The organism is Lysobacter korlensis, assembly GCF_042434515.1.
This window is the reverse complement of record NZ_JBHLTG010000005.1, coordinates 370,945-392,855: the sequence shown is the minus strand read 5'-3', so window position 1 is coordinate 392,855 and position 21,911 is coordinate 370,945. Positions and strand designations below refer to the sequence as shown.

The following is a 21,911-nucleotide window of genomic DNA, read 5'->3' as shown; positions in this document are numbered from 1 at the left end:
TCGGACTCATCCTCCGCGCGCCGCCCGATGACCCTCGAACTGGTGCCACGAGCCCGGATTCTGCGGCCGTCCGTGGGACTGTGAGCGAGCGGAAACTGGGACACAATGAAGCAATGAGCTTGCGCCCTCCCTCCGATTCGTCGGCGCTATTCCGTGTCTGCTTCGTGTGCACGGGCAACATCTGCCGGTCGCCGATGGCGGAGGTCGTGTTCCGCAACCTCGCCGCGCGTCGCGGCATGGAGTCCTCGATCTCGGTGATGTCGGCAGGCACGGGGGACTGGCACGTCGGCGAGCAGGCGGACGCCCGCACGCTGGCCGCGCTGTCCGCTCGGGGCTACGACGGGATCGAGCATCGGGCGAAGCAGTTCGATCGCGCGTGGTTCGACCGGTTCGACCTCATCGTGGCCTTCGACCGGAGTTCTGAGCGGATCCTCCGCGCGTGGGCCGGGGACGAGGCCGACCGGGCGAAGATCCACTTGCTGCTGAGCTTCGATCCCGCCGCGGCGGCGATCGACGTTCCGGATCCGTATTACTCGGATGCATCGCGCTTCGACGCCGTGCTGTCCATGATCGAGCGCGCGAGCGCCGGGCTGATCTCGCAGATCGAGCCGGCGATCCGCCAGGGAGTCGCATGAGCCCGATGGCAGAACAGCCGCTCAGTCCGCTGGACGGGCGGTACCGCGCCGCCGTGTCAGAGCTCGGCGAGTACCTCTCCGAGGCCGGCCTCAACAAGGCGCGTGTGCACGTCGAGGTGGAGTGGCTGCTCCATCTCACGAACGGCGGCTTCTTCGGCGCGTCCCCGCTGGAGGCCGCACAGCAGCGCGCCCTGCGGTCGTTCGTCGCCGAGTTCGGCCAGGAGGAGATCGACGAGCTGGCGGAGCTCGAGGCCACCACGCGGCACGACGTGAAGGCGGTGGAGTACCTCATCAGGCGTCGGATCGCCGGCCTCGGCCTGAACGATGTCGCCGAGCTCACCCACTTCGCATGCACCAGCGAGGACATCAACAACCTCGCGTACGCGATCACGGTCTCCGGCGCGGTCCGATCGGTGTGGCTGCCGAAGCTCCGCGGGGTGATCGCCCAGCTGTCGGAGCTCGCCGTCGCGCATCGCGCCGTTCCGATGCTGGCGCACACGCACGGCCAGCCGGCGACCCCGACGACGCTCGGCAAGGAACTGGCCGTGTTCGCACACCGGCTGGGGCGCATCGCCGCCCAGGTCGAGGCGGTCGAGTACCTCGGCAAGTTCAGCGGCGCGACAGGCACCTTCGGCGCGCACCTGGCCGCCGATCCGGACGCGGACTGGCCTGCCGTCTCCCGCGAGTTCGTCACCTCGCTCGGACTCACCTGGAACCCGCTCACCACCCAGATCGAGTCGCACGACTGGCAGGTCGAGCTGTACTCGCGGATGAGCCACGTGAACCGCATCCTGCACAACCTCTGCACCGACGTGTGGACCTACATCTCGATGGGTTACTTCGCGCAGATCCCGCAGGCGGGTGCCACCGGGTCGTCCACGATGCCGCACAAGGTCAACCCGATCCGGTTCGAGAACGCCGAGGCGAACCTGGAGCTCTCCAGCGCGCTGCTCGAGTCACTCGCTGCGACGCTGGCGACCTCCCGTCTGCAGCGCGACCTCACCGACTCGAGCGCGCAGCGGAACATCGGCGTGGCGTTCGGGCATTCCCTGCTGGCGCTCGACAACATCGGCCGCGGCTTCCGTGAGCTCGCGGTGAACGAGGAACGACTGCGCGCCGATCTCGACACCAACTGGGAGGTGCTCGGCGAGGCGATCCAGACGGTGATCCGCGCCGAGGTGACCGCCGGCCGCAGCTCGATCGCCGACCCGTATGCGCTGCTGAAGGAGCTCACCCGCGGCAAGCGGATCAGCCAGGCGGAGCTGGTGGAGTTCGTGGACGGGCTCGACATCGGCGACGAGGCGAAGGCCCGCCTGCGCGAGCTGACCCCGCCGACGTACACCGGCCTCGCCGCGGACCTCGTGGACCACCTGCCCGCCGATTGACGAGTCGGGTCCGGCCTACTCCGGCGCAGCCGGCTGGTGCGCGGGAGGGTCCGACGGCGGGTCGTCCGGCGGGAGGGTCTCGCCGTTCCGCGGCGTGTTGGGCTTCTCGGCGAGGGCCAGCATCGCGAACATCAACAGCGCGACGATGAAGGTGCCGCCGAACGCGATGAGCGTCAGGATCGGCCCGCCCTCGCTCTGGTAGTCCCGGGTCGAGATCAGCACGACCACCCCCACGAAGCCGGCGATGATGGCGGACATGCCGACGAGCTCAGCGGGACGCGCGCGTTCCCTTCGAGTGGGCTCCTGCACGCTCAGGCGCTCCGGCCCGAGGCGCGCGAGCCGAGCGGTGCGGGCTTCAGCGACAGTCCGCCGATGGCGAGGAAGAGGCCGGTGATCGCCGCCCAGGCGCCGAGCACGCCGACGCCCATGATCGCCGAGGTGAGCACGCCGCCGCCCTCCGTCCCCTGGAACCCCTGATTCAGGTCCGCGGGAACGGCGAGCATGACGACGGCAAGCACCGCGGACGCTGCGCCGGTGAAGAACAGATCCTTCGCACCGTCGACCCGCGACGCGTTCCGCACGGCGGCGTAGAGCTCGAGGATCGCGATGGTGCCGGCCCAGGCGCCGATCAGGAGCAGGAGGGTCGCCGCACCCGCACCGACCAGCGCGAGCGCGGCGGCGCCGACGGCGGCTGAGACGCCGGCGCGCACGAACAGAAGCCGCCGCAGCGGCACCTCGGCGACCGCGCGGCGCACCAGCACGGCGAGCAGCGCAGCGTCGGCGAGCGCGAACGTGCCGAACACGGCGAGACCGAACGACGCCGAATGGTTCGGCGAGAACGTGATGAGCACCGCGATGATCAGCGCCGGAACGGCACGTGCCGCCGGAAGGGACCAGTGGATCGCCGATGCCGGGCGGGCTGACGTGCTGGTCACTGCTGCTGCCTTCCTGAGGACGTTCGCTACGAGTCTAGGCGTCGCGTCCTCGGCACGTTCCTCCGGGCTCAAGCGTCACGCGGGCGGCAGGTCCACGAAGCGCGAGAAGTGGCCGTGGAAGCCGACCGTCACGGTGTCGGTCGGACCGTTGCGGTGCTTCGCCACGATGAAGTCGGCCTCGCCCGCGCGCGGGTTCTCCTTCTCGTACGCGCTCTCGCGGTGCAGCAGGATCACGATGTCGGCGTCCTGCTCCAGCGAGCCGGACTCGCGGAGGTCGCTGATCGCGGGCTTCTTGTCGGCGCGCTGCTCCGGACCACGGTTCAGCTGCGACAGCGCAACCACGGGCACCTCGATCTCCTTCGCGAGCAGCTTCAGCGCACGCGAGAACTCGCTGACCTCCTGCTGGCGCGACTCGACCTTCTTTCCGGACGTCATCAGCTGCAAGTAGTCGATGACGACCATCTTGAGACCGGCCTTCTGCTTCAGGCGGCGGCACTTCGCGCGGATCTCGACCAGCGTCATGTTCGGGCTGTCGTCGATGTAGAGCGGGGCGTCGGCGATGCGTCCCCGGGTTGCCGCGATGGTGGTCCAGTCGCGTGCCTCGACGGTGCCCTTGCGCATGTTCTGCAGCGGCACCGACGCCTCGGCGGAGAGCAGACGCATCGCGATCTCGCTCTTGCCCATCTCCAGAGAGAAGAAGATCGAGGGAAGGTTGTGCTTGATCGATGCGGCACGGCAGAAGTCGAGCGCCACGGTGGACTTTCCGAGCGCGGGGCGTGCGGCGATGATGACGAGCTGGCCGGGCTGCAGGCCGTTGGTGAGCCGGTCGAGGTCGGTGAAGCCGGTCGGGACCCCGGTCATCTGCCCGTCCCGGCCCGCGGCCGCCTCGATGTCGTCGATCGCCTGCGTGACCGCTTCGGTGAGGGGCACGTAGTCCTCGGCAGTGACGCCGCCGGCGACGCCGTAGATCTCCGCCTGGGCGTTGTTCACGAGGTCGGTGACCTCGCCCTCGCTGGCGTACCCCATCTGCACGATGCGGGTGCCCGCCTCGACGAGCCGCCGCAGCACCGCCTTCTCGGCGACGATCGAGGCGTAGAAGCCGGCGTTCGCCGCAGTGGGCACGAGCGCCGTGAGGGTGTGCAGGTAGTCCGCACCCCCGGCCCGTGTCAGCTCGCCGGTCTTGGTCAGCTCGTCACTGACCGCGATGACGTCGGTCGGCTCACCGTGGGAGTAGAGCGAAAGGATCGCGCCGTAGATGATCTCGTGCTTCGGAATGTAGAAATCCGTGCCGCGCACTGTCTCGATCACATCTGCGACCGCGTCCTTGCTGAGCAGCATCCCCCCGAGTGTGCTCTGCTCCGCGAGCAGGTCGTGCGGAGGCGTGCGGTCGGTCGAACGTTCGGTGGAACCGGTGCGCGGCTCTCCCGCCAGTCCCAAGTGAGCGATCGACATACCCAACCTCCCCTGCTGACGCTACGCCTCTGTGTAGCGCCCGCCTCCGACACTCCGCGGTGTGCGGAGATCCCCCGTGAATCTTCTGCCGGACGGCGCTGTCACACACTAAGGAGCGCGCGGAGCAGGTCACAACCACACATGTGGAGAGGGCTGTGGAAAGTGTTGCGAGAAACGCCGCTTCACATGTGCAGAAGATTGTGGGACAGGCTGTGGAATCACCGGTGGATAACCTTCCGTTGCCAGGTCTGACCTGGGCTTTCAGTTTGCACAGGCATCGCTGAGGAAGAGACCTCGACCGGTGGTTGAGGGTTGAGATTTTCCCTCCGCTCCTGTGCACAAAAACGCTTGACAAGCGTCCGCGACACGCGCTAGCGATTCTCCGGAAGGGAAAACGCGCGTTCACCCGATCCCCTCTGTGCCGATCGCCGGGCGTCACCCGGACACAGGACGCCCTCGGTCCGCTGTGCGCCTCGTGGCGTCGCCAGGACACCCGCGGCGGCGGTCGGGCACGCTCGCGTCTCACGGCGCCGGCCAGGGAGCCGTGCGGGCCCGTCAGGACACCGCGGGCGTCGGCCCACGGTGCCGGAACGCGAGACGGCGGCGGGCCGTAGCCCGCCGCCGTCTTCGTGAAGTGCCGAGTGCTACTTGGCCGCGACCACCTGAAGGGTGATCGTGGCGACCAGGTCGTCGCGCAGCCGGACCGACGCCTCGTGTTCCCCGACGCTCTTGATCGGGGTGAGGATCTCGATCTTGCGCTTGTCGAGCGAGCCGATGCCGGCGGCCTGCACGGCCTCTGCGACATCCTGCGTGCGCACCGAGCCGAACAGGCGCCCCTCGGCGCCCGCCTTGACGGTGAGCTTGACCTTGGTGGCCTGAAGCTTCGCCTTCAGGTCCTGGGCCTCCTCGAGCGTGGCGAGCTCGCGAGCGGTGCGAGCGGCCTTGATCGACTCGACCTGCTTCTCGCCGCCTCGGCTCCACGACACGGCGTAGCCCTGCGGGATCAGGTAGTTGCGGGCGTACCCGTCGCGGACCTCGACGACGTCACCCGCGGAACCGAGGCCGGTGACCTCGTGAGTGAGAATGAGCTTCGACATGCGTCCTCCTAGCGGCCCGAGCCGGCGTACGGAAGGAGCGCCATCTCGCGCGCGTTCTTGACGGCGCGGGCGATGAGGCGCTGCTCCTGCACGGAGACACCGGTGATACGGCGAGCGCGGATCTTGCCCCGCTCGGAGATGAACTTGCGAAGCGTCGCGACATCCTTGTAGTCGATGACGCCGACGCGGATGGACTTCGCGGGGGCGGCGGGCTTGCCGCCCTTCGCTCCGCGCAGTGGCTTGCGGCGGTCGCCGCTGCTCTTTCCTGCCATGGTGCTTTCCTTTGTACGTGTCCAGGGCCTGGATCAGGCCCGGAGGGGGATGAGGATCAGAAGGGGGTTTCGTCGCTGTAGCTGCCGGGGGTGTTCCACACGTCGCCGGATGCCGCCGGACCGCTCGCGGACCACGGCTCGTCGGCGACCTGGTTGCCGCCGCCCTGGTAGCCGCCGCCACCGCGGCCTCCGCCGCCGGCGCCGCCACCCGCAGCGCGGGTGACCTGTGCGGTGGCGTAGCGCAGCGACGGACCGATCTCGTCCACCTCGAGCTCGATGCTCGTGCGCTTCTCGCCTTCCTTCGTCTCGTAGGAGCGCTGCTTCAGGCGGCCCTGCGCGATGACGCGGCTTCCCTTGGTGAGGGAGCCGGCGACGTGCTCGGCGAACTCACGCCAGCAGGACGCGCGGAGGAACAGCGCCTCGCCGTCCTTCCAGTCGTTGCTCGCGCGGTCGAAGGAGCGGGGGGTCGACGCGATCGTGAAGTTCGCGACGGCCAGCCCGTTCTGCGTGTAGCGCAGCTCCGGGTCGGCGGTCAGGTTCCCGACGACCGTGATGATCGTTTCTCCCGCCATGGCTACTCGCTGTCCTTCGCGGCGGCCACCTTCGGAGCGGCGGCGCGCTTGCGGGCCGCCTTCTCGTCGGCGCGCTGCGCGGCGGCGGCGACCTGCGCGATGGCCTCCTCGGCGCGCAGCACCTTGGTGCGCATGACGGCCTCGGAGAGCTTCAGCTGACGGTCGAGCTCGATGGTCGCGTCCGAGTTCGCGGTGAAGTTGACGACGGCGTAGATGCCCTCGGACTTCTTGTTGATCTCGTAGGCGAGGCGGCGACGGCCCCAGATGTCGACGTTGTCGATGGTGCCGCCGTCGTTGCGGATGACCCCGAGGAACTTGTCTAGGCTGGGCCCGACGGTGCGCTCATCGACCTCCGGGTCGAGGATGACCATCAATTCGTACTGATGCATAGCTAACCCACCTCCTCTGGACTAGAACGGCTGCAGACGGTCTGCAGCAGGAGGGTATGTGCATCGTGTCCGCCCGTTTCCGGGCGAGGACAACCTGCACAGTCTAGACGGAACTGTGCATAACCCACAAACGGTGTGGAATTCCCAAGGAGCACTTCTCATGGCCATTCGCGTTGCTCTCGCGGGTGTCGGCAATTGCGCGAACTCGCTCGTCCAGGGCGTGACCCACTACGCCGGCACCGGCGACGACACCCGTGTGCCCGGTCTCATGCACGCCAGGTTCGGCCCGTACGAGGTCGGGGACCTCGAGTTCGTCGCCGCGTTCGACGTGGATGCCGCGAAAGTGGGCGCGGATCTCGCTGACGCGATCTGGGCGGGCCGGAACGACACGTTCCGCTTCGCGGACGTCGCGCCGACCGGCGTGACCGTGCGACGCGGCCCGACTCTCGACGGGCTGGGGGAGTATTACCGCGACGCGATCGATGAGTCGGCGGACCCGGCCGTCGAGGTCGCGGCGGAGCTTCGCGCCGCACATGCCGACGTGCTCGTCTGCTACCTGCCGGTCGGCGCCGAGGCGGCGGTGCGCCACTACGCGCAGGCTGCGATCGAGGCCGGAGTGGCGTTCGTCAACGCGGTGCCGGTCTTTCTCGCGAGCGACCCGGATTGGGCGGCGAAGTTCACCGCGGCCGGCCTGCCGATCGTCGGCGACGACATCAAGAGCCAGCTCGGCGCGACCATCACGCACCGGGTCCTCGCGCGGCTGTTCGAGGAGCGCGGCCTCGTGCTCGACCGCACCTATCAGCTGAACGTCGGCGGGAACATGGACTTCCGCAACATGCTGGAGCGCAGCCGCCTCGAGTCGAAGAGGATCTCGAAGACCCGCGCGGTGACGAGCAACGTGGTCGGTGACCTGCCGGCCGATGACGTGCACATCGGTCCCAGCGATCACGTGCCATGGCTGACCGACCGGAAGGTCGCGTATGTGCGCCTGGAGGGACACGGCTTCGGCGGTGCGCCGACGAGCCTCGAGTACAAGCTGGAGGTCTGGGACTCCCCGAACTCGGCCGGCGTCGTGATCGACGCCGTCCGAGCGGCGAAGCTGGCGCTGGATGCCGGCATCGGCGGTCCCCTCGAGGCGGCGAGCGCCTACTTCATGAAGTCCCCTCCGGCGCAGCACCCCGATCCGGTCGCCCGCGACCTCCTCGAGCGCTTCATCACCGAACTGACGGCGGGCGGCGCCGACTGACCGCGTGGGCCTCCTCAACGAGCGAAGGTCGCGGCCTCCTCAACCTCCGCCGGCGGCTCGCACCGCCCACCACCCACGGAGGCGGCGCTCCGCCTCCTCCGGGCCGAGTGCGCCCTCGTCGAGCCGCAGCTCCATGAGGAAGCGGTACGCCGCGCCCACGTCTGGCCCCGGCTTCAGGTCGAGGATCCGCATGATCGCCTCGCCGTCGAGGTCCGGCCGCAGCGCCGCGAGCTCCTCCTGCTCCTGGAGCGCGGTGATGCGCTCCTCCAGGTCGTCGTACGCGAACCCGAGCCGGTCCGCCTTCCGCCGGTTGCGGGTGGTGACGTCGGCGCGCACCAGGATGTGCAGCCGCTCGAGCAGCGGTCCGGCGTCGCGCACATAGCGGCGCACGGCGGAGTCCGTCCACGCGCCGTCGGTGTACCCGAAGAAGCGCAGATGCAGCTCGATCAGCCGCGCGACGGCGGTGATGGTGTCCTTGTCGAAGCGCAGCGCCTTGAGCCGCCGGGACGCGAGCTTCGCGCCGACGAGGTCGTGGTGATGGAAGCTCACCGCGCCGCCCGGCTCGATCCGCCGCGTCGATGGCTTGCCGATGTCATGCAGCAGCGCCGCGATGCGCAGCACCAGATCCGGGTCGCTGCCCGGGTTCCGGCTCTGCTCCAGCTCGATCGCCTGGTCGAGCACAGTCAGGGAGTGCTCGTAGACGTCCTTGTGGTGGGCGTGCTCGTCGATCTCGAGCTTCAGCGCCGGGATCTCCGGCAGGACGAGCTCGGCGAGTCCGGTGTCGACGAGCAGCTGGATGCCGGAGCGGGGCCGGTCGGTGCAGAGCAGCTTGGAGAGTTCGTCCCGGATCCGCTCCGCGGAGATGATCGAGATGCGCGGCGCGAGCTCCCGCATCGCCACTACGGTGCCTGGATCGACCTCGAAGCCGAGCTGGCTCGCGAAGCGGGCGGCACGCATCATCCGAAGGGGGTCGTCACCGAACGACACCGCCGGCTCGCCCGGCGTCGTGATGCGCTTGGCGATCAGGTCCTCGACGCCGCCGTGCGGGTCCACCAGCTGCCGCTGCGGCAGCCGAAGCGCCATCGCGTTCACAGTGAAGTCCCGGCGGACAAGGTCGTCTTCGATGCTGGAGCCGAACTCGACGGTCGGCTTGCGCGTATCCGGTTCGTACGAATCGGCGCGGTAGGTGGTGATCTCCACCGTCAGTCCGTCGATGCGCCCGCCGATGGTGCCGAACGCCCGCCCGACGTCCCAGTGCGCGCTCGCGAGCGGCTTCAGCAGCTCCAGGATGCGGTCCGGTCGCGCGTCGGTGGTGAAGTCGAGGTCGCTGATCGGCCGGTCGAGGAAGGCGTCCCGGACGGGCCCGCCGACGAGGGCGAGCTCGTGGCCGGCCTCGGAGAACGCGGTCGCGAGTCGCTGCATCGGACGCTGGTCGGCGAGTTCGGTCAGGCGGCGAACGGCCGAGGCTGCGCTCTCCATAACTCGCCCAGTCTAGAGATCTCCTCCCCCGACGGGTGCCACGTAAACTTCTGCATCATGTCGGCGGAGAGTTCTTCTCGCCGACCCGTGTCCCAGAGGTGGCTCCGCGCGTCCCTTGCGCTCTGCCTCAGCGTGGCTGGGGTCGGCACTGCCGTCGATCCCGCTGCAGCGCCACCCGCCCTCGCCGCCGCGGTCGAGGAGGCGGCGCCCGTGGCGACCGTCACGGTCGCCCCTGCGGCATCCGGCGTAGTCCGTCCCGAGCAGGACCTTCGCGTCTCCGTGGTCATCACCAACACCGGGACCGAGCCGCTGCCCCAAGGGTCGGCGCGGCTGCTGTTGGGCGACGACCGCCTGGAATCGTCTGCGGACATCGGCGCCTGGCTCCTTCCCCGCGACGACGCATCCCTGCCCGGGGGCAGGGCACTGGACGAGGAGGACGTGCCGGAGCTCGACCGCGGCGCGAGCACCCGCGCGGTCGCCTTCACCATCCCGGTCGACGAGCTGGAGTTCCTGGACGGCAGCCCGTGGGGCGCCAGACCGCTGTGGGTGGAGTACCGCGCTGGGGACGCCGACACCGTGATCGGCCGGACCAGCGTGGTGTGGGCTCCCTCCGATCCGGCCCGGGAGGCGGCGTTCGCAACCGCGGTTCCGATGACCGTGCCGTCGACCGAGACAGGACTGATCGAGGCGGACGACCTTGCGCGCTACACCAGCGCCGCGGGGCTCCTGACCCGCCAGCTCGACGCCGTCGAGGGCCGCCCGATCGCCATCGGAATCGACCCGATGATCCTGGTGTCGATTCGCGTGCTCGGCTCCGCGGCCCCGGAGAGCGCCGTCGACTGGCTCGCACGCCTCGACGCGGTGCCGAACGAGACGTTCCCGCTGGCGTACGGCGACACCGATCTCGCGGCCGCGGCGCAGTCGGGCGGCGGTGTGCTCACCCCGCAGAACTTCGGCTTCGCCCTCGATCCCGCACTGTTCCCGGCAGCGGAACCCACACCCGAGACGGATGCTCCGGCGACGCCCGCGCCGGACGCGACGCCCAGCGCGTCGGCCGTCCCCGACCCGGCGGCACCGACCACGACTGCGTCGCCGGCGCCCGGTGAGCCGGACGTGCCGACCACCGAGGAGCTGCTCGCCTGGGACTACACGCTCGAGGGGATCGCCTGGCCCGCTGACAACACCGTCGTCGAGGGGGACCTCGACACGTTCGCCGCGGCAGAGGGGCTGACCACCACGATCCTCGCCGAGGGCAACGTCCGCGCCGGTTCCGAGTCGACACAGGCGCACGGGCGCATCGGCGATCGCAGCGTGCTCGTCGCCGACCTCCTGCTGTCCACGCTGCTCCGCGATGCCGCCGCGGCACGCACCACCGAGGAGTGGCGATCAGCGGTGGCTGCCCTGGGGGCGGCGCTGGCGGCCGTCACCACCGAGCATGACGGGACGCCGCCGCTCAGCCTCGCGACGCTGGACCGATCCAGGGTGTCGTTGCAGGCGCGGGCCGGCGAGACGGTCGCCGCGCTCGATCGCCTGGACTGGGTGGACGCCACGTCGCTCAGCGCGCTGCTGGACCGCCCGGCGCGCGGCACCCGCCTCGTCGACCGCCCGGTCGACGAGGACCGGCTGGACGCGATCCGCCGGCTGATCGTCGCGAACGGCGAGGAGGCCGAGTTCGCGACGGTCGCCGCGGATCCGGCCGACATCACGGCTCCACGCCGGCTGCGTGCGCTCGCCCTGCTCTCCCAGTCCTGGCGTGAGACGCCTGACGCCTGGATCGATCAGGTGGCGGAGTTCATCGACGAGTCGGCCGAGCTCCGCCGGTCGGTCCGGCTGGTCGAAAGCAGCGATCTCAACATCAACAACGAGCTGCAGCGCCTGCCGGTGTCCATCGCCAACGACCTCCCCGTTCCCGTGACGGTCCTGGTCGAGGTCCGGTCCCTGTCGCCGCAGCTCCATATCGAGCAGAGCCGCGTCGAGATCCCCGTTGAGGCGAACTCCGCGGCCCGGGAGTTCGTTCTCCCGGTGCGTCCCCTGGCGAACGGGCGCGCCACGATCCTGATCAGCCTCAGCACGCCGGTGGGGGTGCCGATCGGCGGGGCGACCAGTCTGACGCTCAACGTGCAGGCGGATTGGGGAACCCCCGTCGCGATCGGCCTCGGCGTGCTGGTGGTCGGGCTCATCGCAGCCGGCCTCTACCGGACGTCCCGCCGGAACCGCCGCGACCGCATCCGGGGAATCGCCGATGACTGAGTCAGACGGACCCGGCATCGGGCGGGCGAGCGCCCTGCTCGCGTCTGGCACGCTGGTCTCCCGGGTGCTCGGATTCGTCAAGGTCATCGTCCTCGCGAACACGATCGGCCAGGTCGGGAGCGCCAGCGCGAACGCGTTCGGCCTCGCGAACCAGCTCCCGAACAACATCTACGCGCTCATCGCCGGCGGCGTGCTCGGCGCCGTGCTGGTGCCCAGCATCGTGCGTGCGAGCCTCGGTTCCGATGGCGGGCAGGCCTTCATCAACAAGCTGGTCACCCTCGGCATCGTCGTCTTCGCCGGGCTCACGCTCGTGGCGACGCTCGCCGCGCCGCTCCTGGTCCGCCTGTACGCGCAGGGATCGGCGGATGGCGACCGCGGATTCGATCCGGCGACCATGGCGCTCGCCACCGCGTTCGCGTGGTGGTGCCTGCCGCAGATCTTCTTCTACGCCCTCTACAGCCTGCTCGGCGAGGTGCTGAACGCCCGTCAGGCGTTCGGGCCGTTCACGTGGGCGCCGGTGCTGAACAATCTGGTCGCCATCGCTGGTCTGCTGGTGCTCGCCTCCCTGTTCGACCAGGACTCCCTCAGGTCACCGATGGTGTGGACCCCGGCGCTGGTTGCGCTGCTCGCCGGCTCCGCCACACTCGGGGTCGCCGCGCAGGCGCTCATCCTCACCGTCTTCTGGCGGCGCACCGGGCTCGGCTTCAAGCCGGACTTCGCATGGCGCGGCGTCGGTCTCCGAAGCACCGGACGCGCCGCGGGCTGGGTCTTCGGCATGGTGCTCGTCACCCAGCTGGCCGGAATCGTGCAGAGCCGGGTCGCGTCCATCGCCAGCACCGCCGACACCGCCTCCATCGCGACGCTGCAGAACTCGTGGCTGATTTTCATGCTGCCGCACTCGGTGATCGCCGTCTCGGTGGCCACCGCATACTTCACCCGCATGGCCGGCGACGCCAGCAGGGGCAACACGGCAGCGCTCCGCTCCGACGTGTCCGCCGCGCTGCGCGGCATCGGCCTGGTCATCGTCTTCGCAGCCGTCGCCGTCGCCGTGGTGTCGTTCCCCCTCGCCCGCGTGTTCGAGCAGTCCTTCGACGACGTCGGCGCGATGGCCTCGGTGCTCATCGGGTTCCTCGTGGGGCTCGTGCCGTTCAGCGCACTGTTCGTGCTTCAGCGGGCCTTCTATGCGCTGGACGATACGCGGACACCGTTCTTCGTCCAGGTGGCGCAGGCCGCCCTGTTCGTGCTCGGCACGCTGCTCGTCGCCGGCCTTCCGGTCGAGTGGATCGCTGTCGGCCTCGCCCTCGTCACCTCGATCGCGGGGACCGTGCAGGCCGTGCTCCTCGCCGCGCTGCTGCGCCGGCGGCTCGGCGGGGTCGACGGGCGCCTCCTCGTGCGCCGCCACGTGCAGTACGCCGTCTTCGCCGTGACGGCGGGGGTCCTGGGCGCCGGGGCGGTGTTTGCGCTCGGCGGCTTCACGCCGGGTGGCTTCGCCCAGTCGGGCATTCCGCAAGCCCTCCTGACCGTCGTCGTCGCCGGCACGGCGATGGGCCTCGCCTATCTCGGGCTCCTCACCGCGAGCCGCAATCCGGACCTGGTCGCCGTGATCGGCCCTGTGCTCCGCCGCTTCCGGCGGGGCCGGTAGCCCAGCCCGGCCGGCGGATCGCCGGGCCCGGCCGCTGCGGGGGACGCGGAATAGGGGCCGGTTAGGATGTGTTGCACATCGCGTGGCCTGCTTCCGGTCACAGGAAGGATGCCGTTTCGTGCGTCAGATTCTCATCGTCGGGTCCGGTCCGGCCGGCTACACCGCCGCCATCTACGCGGCACGTGCGAACCTCTCCCCGCTGGTGATCGCGAGCTCCGTCGAGTTCGGCGGTGAGCTGATGAAGACCACCGAGGTCGAGAACTTCCCGGGATTCCCCGAGGGCATCATGGGCCCCGACCTGATGATGCGGATGCAGGCTCAGGCAGAGCGGTTCGGCGCTGAGATCGTCTACGACGACGTCACCTCACTGGATCTCACCGGCCCCGTCAAGCGCGTGACACTCGGCAACGGCGACGTGCACGAGGCCCTCACTGTGGTCTTCGCCACCGGCTCGGCCTACCGCAAGCTCGGGCTCGCCGACGAGACGCGCCTCAGTGGATACGGCGTCTCCTGGTGCGCCACCTGTGACGGCGCCTTCTTCCGGCAGCGCAAGGTCGCGGTCGTCGGCGGAGGCGACTCCGCCATGGAGGAGGCCACCTTCCTCACCAAGTTCGCCGACAAGGTCTACGTCGTGCACCGCAAGAACACCCTGCGCGCCTCGAAGACGATGCAGGACCGCGCGTTCGTGAACCCCAAGATCGAGTTCGTCTGGAACTCCGAAGTGGCTCACATCTACGGGGACGAGGAGGTGACCGGCATCGGCGTCGTCGACGTGACCACCGGTCAGGAGACGACCCTCGATGTGCAGGGACTCTTCGTCGCCATCGGCGCCGACCCTCGCACGCATCTCGTGCACGGGCAGCTCGAGCTGACCGAGTTCGGCACCATCGCGGTAGACGGACGCACTTCGCGCACGAACCTGCCCGGCGTCTTCGCCGCAGGCGACGTGATCGACCCCACCTACCGGCAGGCCGTGACTGCGGCCGGCTCCGGCACCGTGGCGGCGCTGGACGCCGAGCACTATCTCGCGTCGCTTCCGCAGGACGCCCTGACCCAGCCGGCCTGACCCGGCTGTTCCTCACCTGACGCAGAAAGAAGAGGGAAACATGTCCACAACCCGTGAAGTCACGGACGAGACGTTCGAGACCGAGGTCCTGAACTCCGACAAGACGATCATGGTCGACTTCTGGGCAGAGTGGTGCGGTCCGTGCCGCGCCGTCTCGCCCATCCTCGACCAGATCGCCGCGGAGCACTCCGACAAGCTCGAGATCGTCAAGCTGAACGTCGACGACAACCCGCAGACCGCGATGAAGTACCGGATCACCTCGATCCCGGCCATGAAGGTCTACCGCGGCGGCGAGGTCGTGAAGACCGTCATCGGTGCGAAGCCGAAGCCGGCCCTCGAGGCCGACCTCGCGGAGTTCCTGGCCTGAGCGGCAGCCACGGTTCCACGTGAAACGTGGAAGCGGCCCTCCGATCCGATCGGGGGGCCGCTTTCGTTTCCGCTTATCCTTGAACGATCCTCGCCGGAACGGATGAACCTTGAGCGTCAACGGAAACAACCTCGATCGCTGGTATTCGCACTATGCGGAGCGCACGGCGGGCCTGACCGCCTCCGAGGTCCGTGCTCTGTTCGCCGTCGCCTCCCGTCCCGAGGTGGTCTCGCTCGCCGGCGGCATGCCGTTCGTCTCGGCCTTGCCGCCGGAACTCGTGACGAGCGCCATGGAGCGGACCATGATGAACCGCGGGGGAGTCGCCCTGCAGTACGGCTCCGGGCAGGGCGTTCCGCTGCTCCGGGAGCAGATCCTCGACGTCATGGCGCTCGAGGGCATCTCGGCATCCGTGGACGACGTGGTGGTGACCACCGGATCGCAGCACGCGCTGGAACTGGTTGCGAAGCTGTTCCTCGACCCGGGCGACGTGGTGATCGCCGAGGGGCCGAGCTATGTCACCGCCCTGGTGGTGTTCCGCTCCTTCCAGGCCGAGGTGTCCCACGTCGCCATGGACGAGCAGGGCATGATCCCCCAGGCGCTTCGCGAGACGATCGCGAACCTCAAGGCGGCCGGGCGCAGGATGAAGTTCCTCTACACGATCCCCTCCTTCCAGAACCCGGCCGGCGTCACCCTGTCCTGGACGCGGCGGATGGAGATCCTCGAGATCGCACGCGAGAACGACATCCTCGTGGTCGAAGACAACCCCTACGGCTTGCTCTACTTCGATTCACCGCCCCCGCACGCCATGCGCTCCGTCGATCAGGACGGTGTCATCTACCTCGGCACATTCTCGAAGACCCTCGCCCCGGGTCTGCGGGTCGGCTGGGCGGTCGCCCCGCACGCCATCCGGGAGAAACTCGTGCTCGCGAACGAGGCGGCGGTGCTGTCGCCCAGCTCGTTCACCCAGCTGGTGATCTCCGAATACCTGTCGTCCGCCGACTGGCGCGGGCAGATCGACATCTTCCGCGGCGTCTACCAGGAGCGACGCGACGCGATGCTGAGCGCGCTCCAGGAGCACCTCCCGAAGCTCAGCTGGACCGTGCCGACGGGTGGCTTCTATGTGTGGCTCACCCTCCCGAACTACCTGGACTCGAAGTCGATGCTTCCCCGAGCCGTCAAGGAGCTCGTCGCCTACACACCCGGCACCGCCTTCTACGCGGACGGCGGAGGCCGCTGCAACATGCGGCTGTCGTTCTGCTACCCGTCTCCCGACTTCATCCGCGAGGGGATCCGGCGCCTCGCCACCGTGATCAACGGTGAGCTGGAGCTGCTGCAGGAGTTCTCGCAGACCGGTCCGTTGACGCGGCGCGAGATCGAGCGCCACTACATCAGCCCGCCGCCGAACCTGGGATAGTCGAGGGGTGGCCGAACGCAGAAGTACAGAGAACGCGGTGAAACGAGCCGTCGTGCTCGCCGGGGGAATCTCACACGAGCGCGATGTGTCCCTCCGCTCGGGCCGGCGGGTGGCAGACAGCCTCGCCGCCCACGGCATCGCGGTCGAGCTGCGGGATCCCGACGCCTCGCTCTTCGCGTATCTGCGGGACAGCCGTCCGGACGTCGTCTGGCCGGCACTGCACGGTGCGAGCGGCGAGGACGGCGCGCTGCGTGGCCTGCTGGAGTTCGCGGGGATCCCGTTCGTCGGGTCGCGCAGCGGTGCGTCGCGACTCGCCTGGGACAAACCGACCGCGAAAACGCTGGTCAGCCGGGCGGATGTCGCGACGCCGACGTCCATGGCGCTGCCGCGCGAGGCCTTCCGCGAGCTCGGTGCGAACTCCGTGCTCGAGGCGATCGCCGAAGAGCTGCCCGTGCCGGTGGTCGTGAAACCGGCCCAGGGCGGGTCGGCGCAGGGCGTCACCATCGTCGACGACGCCGCAGAGCTGCCGCGCGCGATGGTCGATGCGTACACCTACGGCGACGTTGCGCTCATCGAGCAGAAGATCGCGGGCACCGAGATCGCGATCGGGATCCTCGACAGCGGGGCCGGTCCGGTGGCGCTCCCGGCGGTTGAGATCGTGCCTCGCTCGGGCGTGTACAGCTTCGAAGCGAGGTACAACGCGGGGGAGACGAGCTTCTACGTGCCTGGCCGCATTCCGGACGACGTCGCCGAGCGGGCGGCCGCCGCCGCGGTCGCCGCGCATACCGCGCTCGGCATGAGGCACCTGTCACGTGTCGACCTGATCGTCGATGCCGCCGGCACGCCGTGGTTCCTCGAGGCCAACGTGCTGCCCGGTCTGACCGAGACCTCGCTCTACCCCCAAGCGCTCGAGGCGGCGGGGTACGACCTGGGCTGGGCGTACGCGACCCTCGCCGAGGCCGCGCTCCGGGAATCCCGCGCCTGACCTGGACTTTTCCTTTGCGCTTACTCGGTCGCTGATCACGCCGAGGGCGGTCGCCGGTCGCTGAGCGTCGGGCTCGCGCTGAGCATCTGGGTGAGGGCATTCTCGCTGATCGAGTAGCGTGCAGCGCGTATCGGAACCGCCTGGGCAAACGGGCGTGGGTCTCGGTACGCCGCTTCGCGGCTCCTCGTCCAGCGGATACGCCGAGTCGGGGCCGCTCGAACGGCGGGTACGCCGCTTCGCGGCTCCTCAACCACCGGAGTATTCGGGGTACAGCCGCAAATCAGGAGAAGCCGGGCTCACCCAGTTCACCGAGGATGCGGTTCAGATCGCCGACGCTGGCGAAATCGATCGTGATGCTGCCCTTCGAGGCGCCGAGTGCGATCCGCACGCGGGTGTTCAGCCGGTCGCCGAGCCGCTCGGCGATCTCGTTGAGCTGATCCTGCTTGCGTCCGGCGCTCGGCTTGTTCTTCTTCCTGAGCGGTCCGGCCGCCACGACAGCCTCGGCGGCGCGCACCGAGAGCTCCTCGTTGACGATCTTGTCGGCCAGCTTCTCCATCGAGTCCTCGTCACCCGCGGCAAGGATCGCGCGGGCATGCCCGGCGCTGAGCACGCCGGCGGCGACACGCTTCTGCACGCTGCCTGGCAACCGGAGGAGCCGGATGGTGTTGGTGATCTGCGGCCTTGACCGGCCGATTCTCCCTGCGAGCTCTTCCTGGGTGATGCCGAAGTCCGAGAGCAGCTGCTGGTATGCGGACGCCTCTTCGAGTGGGTTGAGCTGTGCGCGGTGGATGTTCTCGAGCAGCGCATCACGCAACATCGCATCGTCTGCGGTGTCCTTCACGACCGCTGGAATCGCCTCGAGTCCGAGGTGCTTGGTGGCGCGGAGCCGGCGCTCACCCATGATCAGCTCGTACTTCGCGCCATCGACGGGGTTGACGAGCGGCCGCACGACGATCGGCTGGAGCACGCCGAACTCGCGGATCGAGTGGATCAGCTCGTCGAGTTCCTCCTGCCGGAACTCGGTGCGCGGCTGTTGCGCGTTCGGGATGATCTCATCCGGCGGGAGATTGAGCAGACGCGCACCCGGCACCTCCACCAGATCCTGCCCATGCACGGTCGGATGACCGTTGCCGCTCCCGTAGCCGTTCCCGTTCCCGTTCCCCTTCCCGTTGGGAACCCCGGAATCGGGAAAGAACACGTCGACCGGTCTGGCCGACGCAGGATCGGCCGTGGGGATGAGCGCGCTGATTCCTCGCCCGAGACCCGTGCGCTTCGGTGCTGCCATTACCTGTTCTCTCCTCGTCTGTGCTCCCCGCGTCTGGCGATCTCGGCGGCTGCCTCCAGGTATGAAACGGACCCGGGGGAGTTCGTGTCGTACGAGATCACGCTCTGTCCGTAGCTCGGAGCCTCGGAGATCCGCACCGATCGGGGGATCAGGGCGTCCAGCGTCTCCTTCGGGAAGTGTTCCCGCACCTCCTGCGCCACCTGGTTCGCGAGATTGGTGCGTCCGTCGAACATGGTGAGGAGGATCGTCGACATCGTCAGGTCCGGGTTCAGGTGCCGTTCGATCAGCTGGATGTTGTTGAGCAGCTGGCTGAGGCCCTCCAGCGCGTAGTACTCGCACTGGATCGGGATGAGCACCTCCCGCGCAGCGACGAACGCGTTCACAGTGAGCAACCCCAGCGACGGCGGGCAGTCGATCAGCACATAGGAGAACGCCGGCTCGGCCGAGGACAGGAAGGCGTCGAGCGCGTTCCGGAGCCGGGTCTCCCGGGCCACGAGCGAGACGAGCTCGATCTCGGCGCCGGCGAGGTCGATGGTGGCCGGAACGCAGTAGAGCAGCGGCGATTCCGGGCTCCGCTGCATCACCGACTCGATGGGCTCCTCGTTCACGAGCACGTCGTACACGCTGGGTGTCTCGGCCCTGTGGTCCACCCCCAGCGCGGTGGAGGCATTGCCCTGCGGGTCGAGGTCGATGACCAGCACGCGGGCGCCGCCGCGAGCGAGTGCCGCCGCGAGATTCACCGTGGTCGTCGTCTTCCCGACGCCACCCTTCTGGTTCGCCACCGTGAACACCCTCGGCCGCTCGGGGAGCGGCAGCGAGTAGTCGGCCAGCGCGCTTCGCCGACGGGTCAGGTCCGCGATCTCGCGCGCCAGCGGCGTCGAGTCGTCGAATGAGGTGTCAGTCGTCACCGCGTGCATGTCCCCTCCGCAGATGTTTCACGTGAAACAATCCGATGTCCTGGTGGCGCGGCCGCATGTTTCACGTGAAACATCGCGACGAACGCCGAGCAATCCCAGGTTGCGCACCGCGTGCCAGAAACCCCCGCACCACACCGCGCTCTCAGTCAACTCTAGCCCGAATCGACCGTCGACCCCGGCGCGGATACCGCCCACGGACGGGTCTCGGACGGCCGTCCGACGGAACCGGACCTGACGCTCTGCCCTCATCGCCAGGAGCGGCCCGGAAGGGACCCGCGCGGAGGATCATGCAGCACCCCGGGCACGACCTCCGCGGTGTTTCACGTGAAACATCGCGGACGGTGATCCGGATGCTGGGCGTCAGCCGACCCGAGCGCGGAAGACACGCGTCGTCTCCGGGACGAGGCCTTCGCCCAGCTCGAGGATCTCGACGTCCTTGAGGTGCCACTTCTTGATGACCTTGCTCGCCGCCGCGACCTCGTCTGCCACGCGTGCGCCCTTGAGGAACAGCAAGTCGCCGCCGGGCCGCACCAGGGGAGCGCACCATGGGATCAGCCTCGACAGCGCACTCACGGCCCGCGCCGTCACCTGATCCAGCGGTTGCTCGAGCTGCGCCTCCTCGGCGCGCGCCCGCACGACCTCCACGTTCGTCAGCCCGAGCCGATCGCGTTCGGTGAGCAGCCAGTCGACGCGCCGCTCCATCGGCTCGATCAGCACGAAATCGACGTCCGGCCGTGCGATGGCGAGCACCAGACCGGGGAGACCGGCGCCGCTTCCCACATCACCGACCCGTCCGGGGCGGAGGAGCGCAGCGAGCAGCGCACTGTTGAGCACGTGCCGGCTCCACAGCCGTGGGAGCTCGACCGGGCCGATGAGCCCGAGCTCCTCGCCGTATCGGGCGAGATCGTCGGTGAAGCGGCGTGCGAGCTCGATGGAGTTGCCGAACAGCTGGGTCGCAGCAGCAGGCTCAGGCTCGAGGCTCGCCTCCGGAGCGGCGCCGGGGGTCAATGTTTCACGTGAAACGTCGGGCTCAGGCGCGGCGGATCACGGTGTGCCGGTCGGCGCCTTCGCCCTCGGACTCCGAGAGGAACCCGCGCTCCGCGACGATGTCGTGCACCAGCTTGCGCTCATAGCTCGACATCGGGGGGAGTGCGGCGGATGCGGCGCCTTCCTCGATACGGCTGACGGCCCGGTCGACCAGTGTGGCGAGCTCGGCCGCGCGCGCGTCGCGCGATCCGCCCACGTCCAGGATGAGCCGGGAGAACGCCCCGGTCTTGGTCTGCACCGCGATGCGGGTGAGCTCCTGAAGAGCGGCCACGGTATCCGGCTTGGAGAGCACCCGCAGGTTGCTGTCACCGGACGAGGTCACCGACACGTAAGCCCGGCCGGCGCGGACGGTGATGTCGATGTCACCGTCGAGATCCGCGATGTCGAGCAGTTCCTCGATGTAGTCCGCGGCCACGTCACCTTCCACCTCGAGCTGGTCGGCGCTCGGCGCGACGCTGTCGCTCGTGGGCTGTTCGGTCTGCTGCGAGGTCTCGGTCACTTCTTCGGTCCGCTCTGCTTCTTGGCTCGGTTCTTACTGACTGGCTGCACCCGCTGCGCCTTCTTCGGCGGCTCCTCGATGACGATGGTGGCGCTGTCGGGCTGCGGGTCCTCGATGCCCTTGCGACGGCGCTTCTTCGCGAGCCGCGCCTCGCGAGCCTGGGCCGCCTCACTGCCCGGCGTCGGCAGGTTCCGGATGACGATGAACTGCTGCACCATCGTCCAGAAGTTCGAGGTGAGCCAGTAGAACATCACGCCGAGCGGGAAGGCGAAGCCGGAGAAGGCGAAGACCAGGGGAAGGATGTACAGCAGCACCTTCTGCTGCCGGTACATCGGGCTCTCCTTCATCTGCGGAGACTGGTTCTTCGACATGATCTGCAGCTGGGTGATGAACTGCGACGCAGTCATCAGCACGATCATGATGAGGGCGATGACGATCACCGCACCGTTGCTGGCCGTCGACATGCTCTCAGCCAGGGGAGCGAGGCCGAACAGTTCCGCTCCGCCGAACTCGGTGGCCCGCTCCTGATCGAGCATCCCGACGCCGCGCTTGCCCTGCGCCGCGTCGTTCAGCACAGAGAAGAGGCCGAAGAAGATCGGCATCTGCAGCAGCAGGGGCAGACATGAGGCGAACGGGTTGGTGCCGGCCTTCTTGTAGGCCTCCATCGTCTCCCGCGACATCGCCTCGCGGGAGAACTGGTCGCGCTTGCCCTTGTACTTGTCCTGGATCTTCTTCAGCTGGGGCGCGATCTCCAGCATTCGCCGCTGACTCTTGATCTGACGCACGAAGATCGGGATCAGGGCGGCGCGCACGACGAGCACCAGTCCGACGATCGACAGCACCCAGGTGAGACCCGCCGCAGAGTCGAGACCGACCGCCGTCAGGAGCGAGTGGAAGCTGACCAGGATCGCTTCGATCACCCACCGGATGGGCCAGAGAAGGGTATTGAAGAACGCAAAGATGTCCATGCGAGTGCT

General features: G+C 68.8%; 22 protein-coding genes. 9 read left to right on the top strand and 13 right to left on the bottom strand.

Going from position 1 to position 21,911, the window contains the following annotated elements; genetic code table 11:
* The first annotated feature begins 113 nt into the window (after window positions 1-113).
* Both ACFFGH_RS21280 and purB read left to right on the top strand, forming a co-directional pair.
* Window positions 114-635, top strand: coding sequence for a low molecular weight protein-tyrosine-phosphatase (locus ACFFGH_RS21280; protein WP_386672052.1), 522 nt, complete (start codon window positions 114-116; stop codon window positions 633-635).
* Window positions 632-2,020 (top strand): adenylosuccinate lyase, encoded by a 1,389-nt coding sequence (gene purB, locus ACFFGH_RS21275; RefSeq protein WP_386672050.1) that lies wholly within the window; start codon window positions 632-634, stop codon window positions 2,018-2,020. The genes ACFFGH_RS21280 and purB overlap by 4 nt, the downstream gene beginning before the upstream one ends.
* 15 nt (window positions 2,021-2,035) lie before the next feature.
* On the opposite strand, the gene ACFFGH_RS21270 is transcribed toward purB, so the two are convergent.
* The 7 genes from ACFFGH_RS21270 to rpsF form a co-directional block, all read right to left on the bottom strand.
* Entirely contained in the window at window positions 2,036-2,278 is a 243-nt protein-coding gene (locus ACFFGH_RS21270) for a hypothetical protein (protein WP_386672048.1), read from the bottom strand.
* A 53-nt stretch (window positions 2,279-2,331) separates the two neighbouring features.
* Window positions 2,332-2,955: a hypothetical protein gene (locus tag ACFFGH_RS21265; RefSeq protein ID WP_386672046.1), complete on the bottom strand. Its 624-nt coding sequence runs from the start codon at window positions 2,953-2,955 to the stop codon at window positions 2,332-2,334.
* A 75-nt stretch (window positions 2,956-3,030) separates the two neighbouring features.
* Entirely contained in the window at window positions 3,031-4,407 is a 1,377-nt protein-coding gene (gene dnaB, locus ACFFGH_RS21260; protein ID WP_386672045.1) for a replicative DNA helicase, read from the bottom strand.
* Between the two features lie 644 nt (window positions 4,408-5,051).
* A complete protein-coding gene (rplI, locus tag ACFFGH_RS21255) occupies window positions 5,052-5,504 on the bottom strand; it encodes a 50S ribosomal protein L9 (protein WP_386672043.1) in 453 nt (150 codons plus the stop codon).
* A gap of 8 nt (window positions 5,505-5,512) precedes the next feature.
* On the bottom strand, window positions 5,513-5,776 hold the full coding sequence (gene rpsR / locus ACFFGH_RS21250) for a 30S ribosomal protein S18 (RefSeq protein WP_386672041.1): 264 nt from the start codon (window positions 5,774-5,776) through the stop codon (window positions 5,513-5,515).
* 56 nt (window positions 5,777-5,832) lie between these two features.
* The gene (locus ACFFGH_RS21245; RefSeq protein ID WP_386672039.1) at window positions 5,833-6,348 is read right to left on the bottom strand and encodes a single-stranded DNA-binding protein; all 516 of its coding nucleotides are present in this window, start codon (window positions 6,346-6,348) and stop codon (window positions 5,833-5,835) included.
* A gap of 2 nt (window positions 6,349-6,350) precedes the next feature.
* Window positions 6,351-6,737 (bottom strand): 30S ribosomal protein S6, encoded by a 387-nt coding sequence (gene rpsF, locus ACFFGH_RS21240; RefSeq protein WP_446686162.1) that lies wholly within the window; start codon window positions 6,735-6,737, stop codon window positions 6,351-6,353.
* A 160-nt stretch (window positions 6,738-6,897) separates the two neighbouring features.
* On the opposite strand from rpsF, the gene ACFFGH_RS21235 reads away from it, so the two are divergent.
* A complete protein-coding gene (locus ACFFGH_RS21235; protein WP_386672037.1) occupies window positions 6,898-7,983 on the top strand; it encodes an inositol-3-phosphate synthase in 1,086 nt (361 codons plus the stop codon).
* 39 nt (window positions 7,984-8,022) lie between these two features.
* On the opposite strand, the gene ACFFGH_RS21230 is transcribed toward ACFFGH_RS21235, so the two are convergent.
* Window positions 8,023-9,462 carry a CCA tRNA nucleotidyltransferase gene (locus ACFFGH_RS21230; protein ID WP_386672035.1) on the bottom strand — a complete coding sequence of 480 codons (1,440 nt, stop codon included), beginning with the start codon at window positions 9,460-9,462 and terminating at the stop codon, window positions 8,023-8,025.
* A gap of 87 nt (window positions 9,463-9,549) precedes the next feature.
* Here ACFFGH_RS21230 and ACFFGH_RS21225 point away from each other — a divergent pair, with 87 nt between their 5' ends.
* The 6 genes from ACFFGH_RS21225 to ACFFGH_RS21200 all read left to right on the top strand — a co-directional run bounded on the left by ACFFGH_RS21225 (window position 9,550) and on the right by ACFFGH_RS21200 (window position 17,186).
* Window positions 9,550-11,712: a DUF6049 family protein gene (locus tag ACFFGH_RS21225; RefSeq protein ID WP_386672033.1), complete on the top strand. Its 2,163-nt coding sequence runs from the start codon at window positions 9,550-9,552 to the stop codon at window positions 11,710-11,712.
* Window positions 11,705-13,354 carry a murein biosynthesis integral membrane protein MurJ gene (gene murJ, locus ACFFGH_RS21220; RefSeq protein WP_386672031.1) on the top strand — a complete coding sequence of 550 codons (1,650 nt, stop codon included), beginning with the start codon at window positions 11,705-11,707 and terminating at the stop codon, window positions 13,352-13,354. The genes ACFFGH_RS21225 and murJ overlap by 8 nt, the downstream gene beginning before the upstream one ends.
* Before the next feature lie 118 nt (window positions 13,355-13,472).
* Window positions 13,473-14,420, top strand: a complete 948-nt coding sequence (gene trxB, locus ACFFGH_RS21215) for a thioredoxin-disulfide reductase (RefSeq protein WP_386672030.1) — start codon at window positions 13,473-13,475, stop codon at window positions 14,418-14,420.
* Between the two features lie 40 nt (window positions 14,421-14,460).
* Complete coding sequence (gene trxA / locus ACFFGH_RS21210; protein WP_386672028.1) at window positions 14,461-14,787, top strand: thioredoxin; 327 nt, start codon at window positions 14,461-14,463, stop codon at window positions 14,785-14,787.
* 109 nt (window positions 14,788-14,896) lie between these two features.
* Complete coding sequence (locus ACFFGH_RS21205) at window positions 14,897-16,201, top strand: aminotransferase-like domain-containing protein (protein ID WP_386672026.1); 1,305 nt, start codon at window positions 14,897-14,899, stop codon at window positions 16,199-16,201.
* A gap of 37 nt (window positions 16,202-16,238) precedes the next feature.
* Window positions 16,239-17,186 (top strand): D-alanine--D-alanine ligase family protein, encoded by a 948-nt coding sequence (locus ACFFGH_RS21200; protein ID WP_386672024.1) that lies wholly within the window; start codon window positions 16,239-16,241, stop codon window positions 17,184-17,186.
* 280 nt (window positions 17,187-17,466) lie between these two features.
* Here the strand turns inward: ACFFGH_RS21200 and ACFFGH_RS21195 are convergent, their stop codons facing one another.
* The 5 genes from ACFFGH_RS21195 to yidC all read right to left on the bottom strand — a co-directional run bounded on the left by ACFFGH_RS21195 (window position 17,467) and on the right by yidC (window position 21,902).
* Window positions 17,467-18,471: a ParB/RepB/Spo0J family partition protein gene (locus ACFFGH_RS21195; protein WP_386672022.1), complete on the bottom strand. Its 1,005-nt coding sequence runs from the start codon at window positions 18,469-18,471 to the stop codon at window positions 17,467-17,469.
* Window positions 18,471-19,388, bottom strand: a complete 918-nt coding sequence (locus ACFFGH_RS21190) for a ParA family protein (protein WP_386672020.1) — start codon at window positions 19,386-19,388, stop codon at window positions 18,471-18,473. The genes ACFFGH_RS21195 and ACFFGH_RS21190 overlap by 1 nt, the downstream gene beginning before the upstream one ends.
* Window positions 19,389-19,748: 360 nt before the next feature.
* On the bottom strand, window positions 19,749-20,396 hold the full coding sequence (gene rsmG, locus ACFFGH_RS21185) for a 16S rRNA (guanine(527)-N(7))-methyltransferase RsmG (RefSeq protein ID WP_386672019.1): 648 nt from the start codon (window positions 20,394-20,396) through the stop codon (window positions 19,749-19,751).
* A 22-nt stretch (window positions 20,397-20,418) separates the two neighbouring features.
* Window positions 20,419-20,934, bottom strand: a complete 516-nt coding sequence (locus ACFFGH_RS21180) for a Jag family protein (RefSeq protein WP_386672018.1) — start codon at window positions 20,932-20,934, stop codon at window positions 20,419-20,421.
* The gene (gene yidC / locus ACFFGH_RS21175) at window positions 20,931-21,902 is read right to left on the bottom strand and encodes a membrane protein insertase YidC (RefSeq protein ID WP_386672016.1); all 972 of its coding nucleotides are present in this window, start codon (window positions 21,900-21,902) and stop codon (window positions 20,931-20,933) included. The genes ACFFGH_RS21180 and yidC overlap by 4 nt, the downstream gene beginning before the upstream one ends.
* Window positions 21,903-21,911 lie beyond the last annotated feature (9 nt).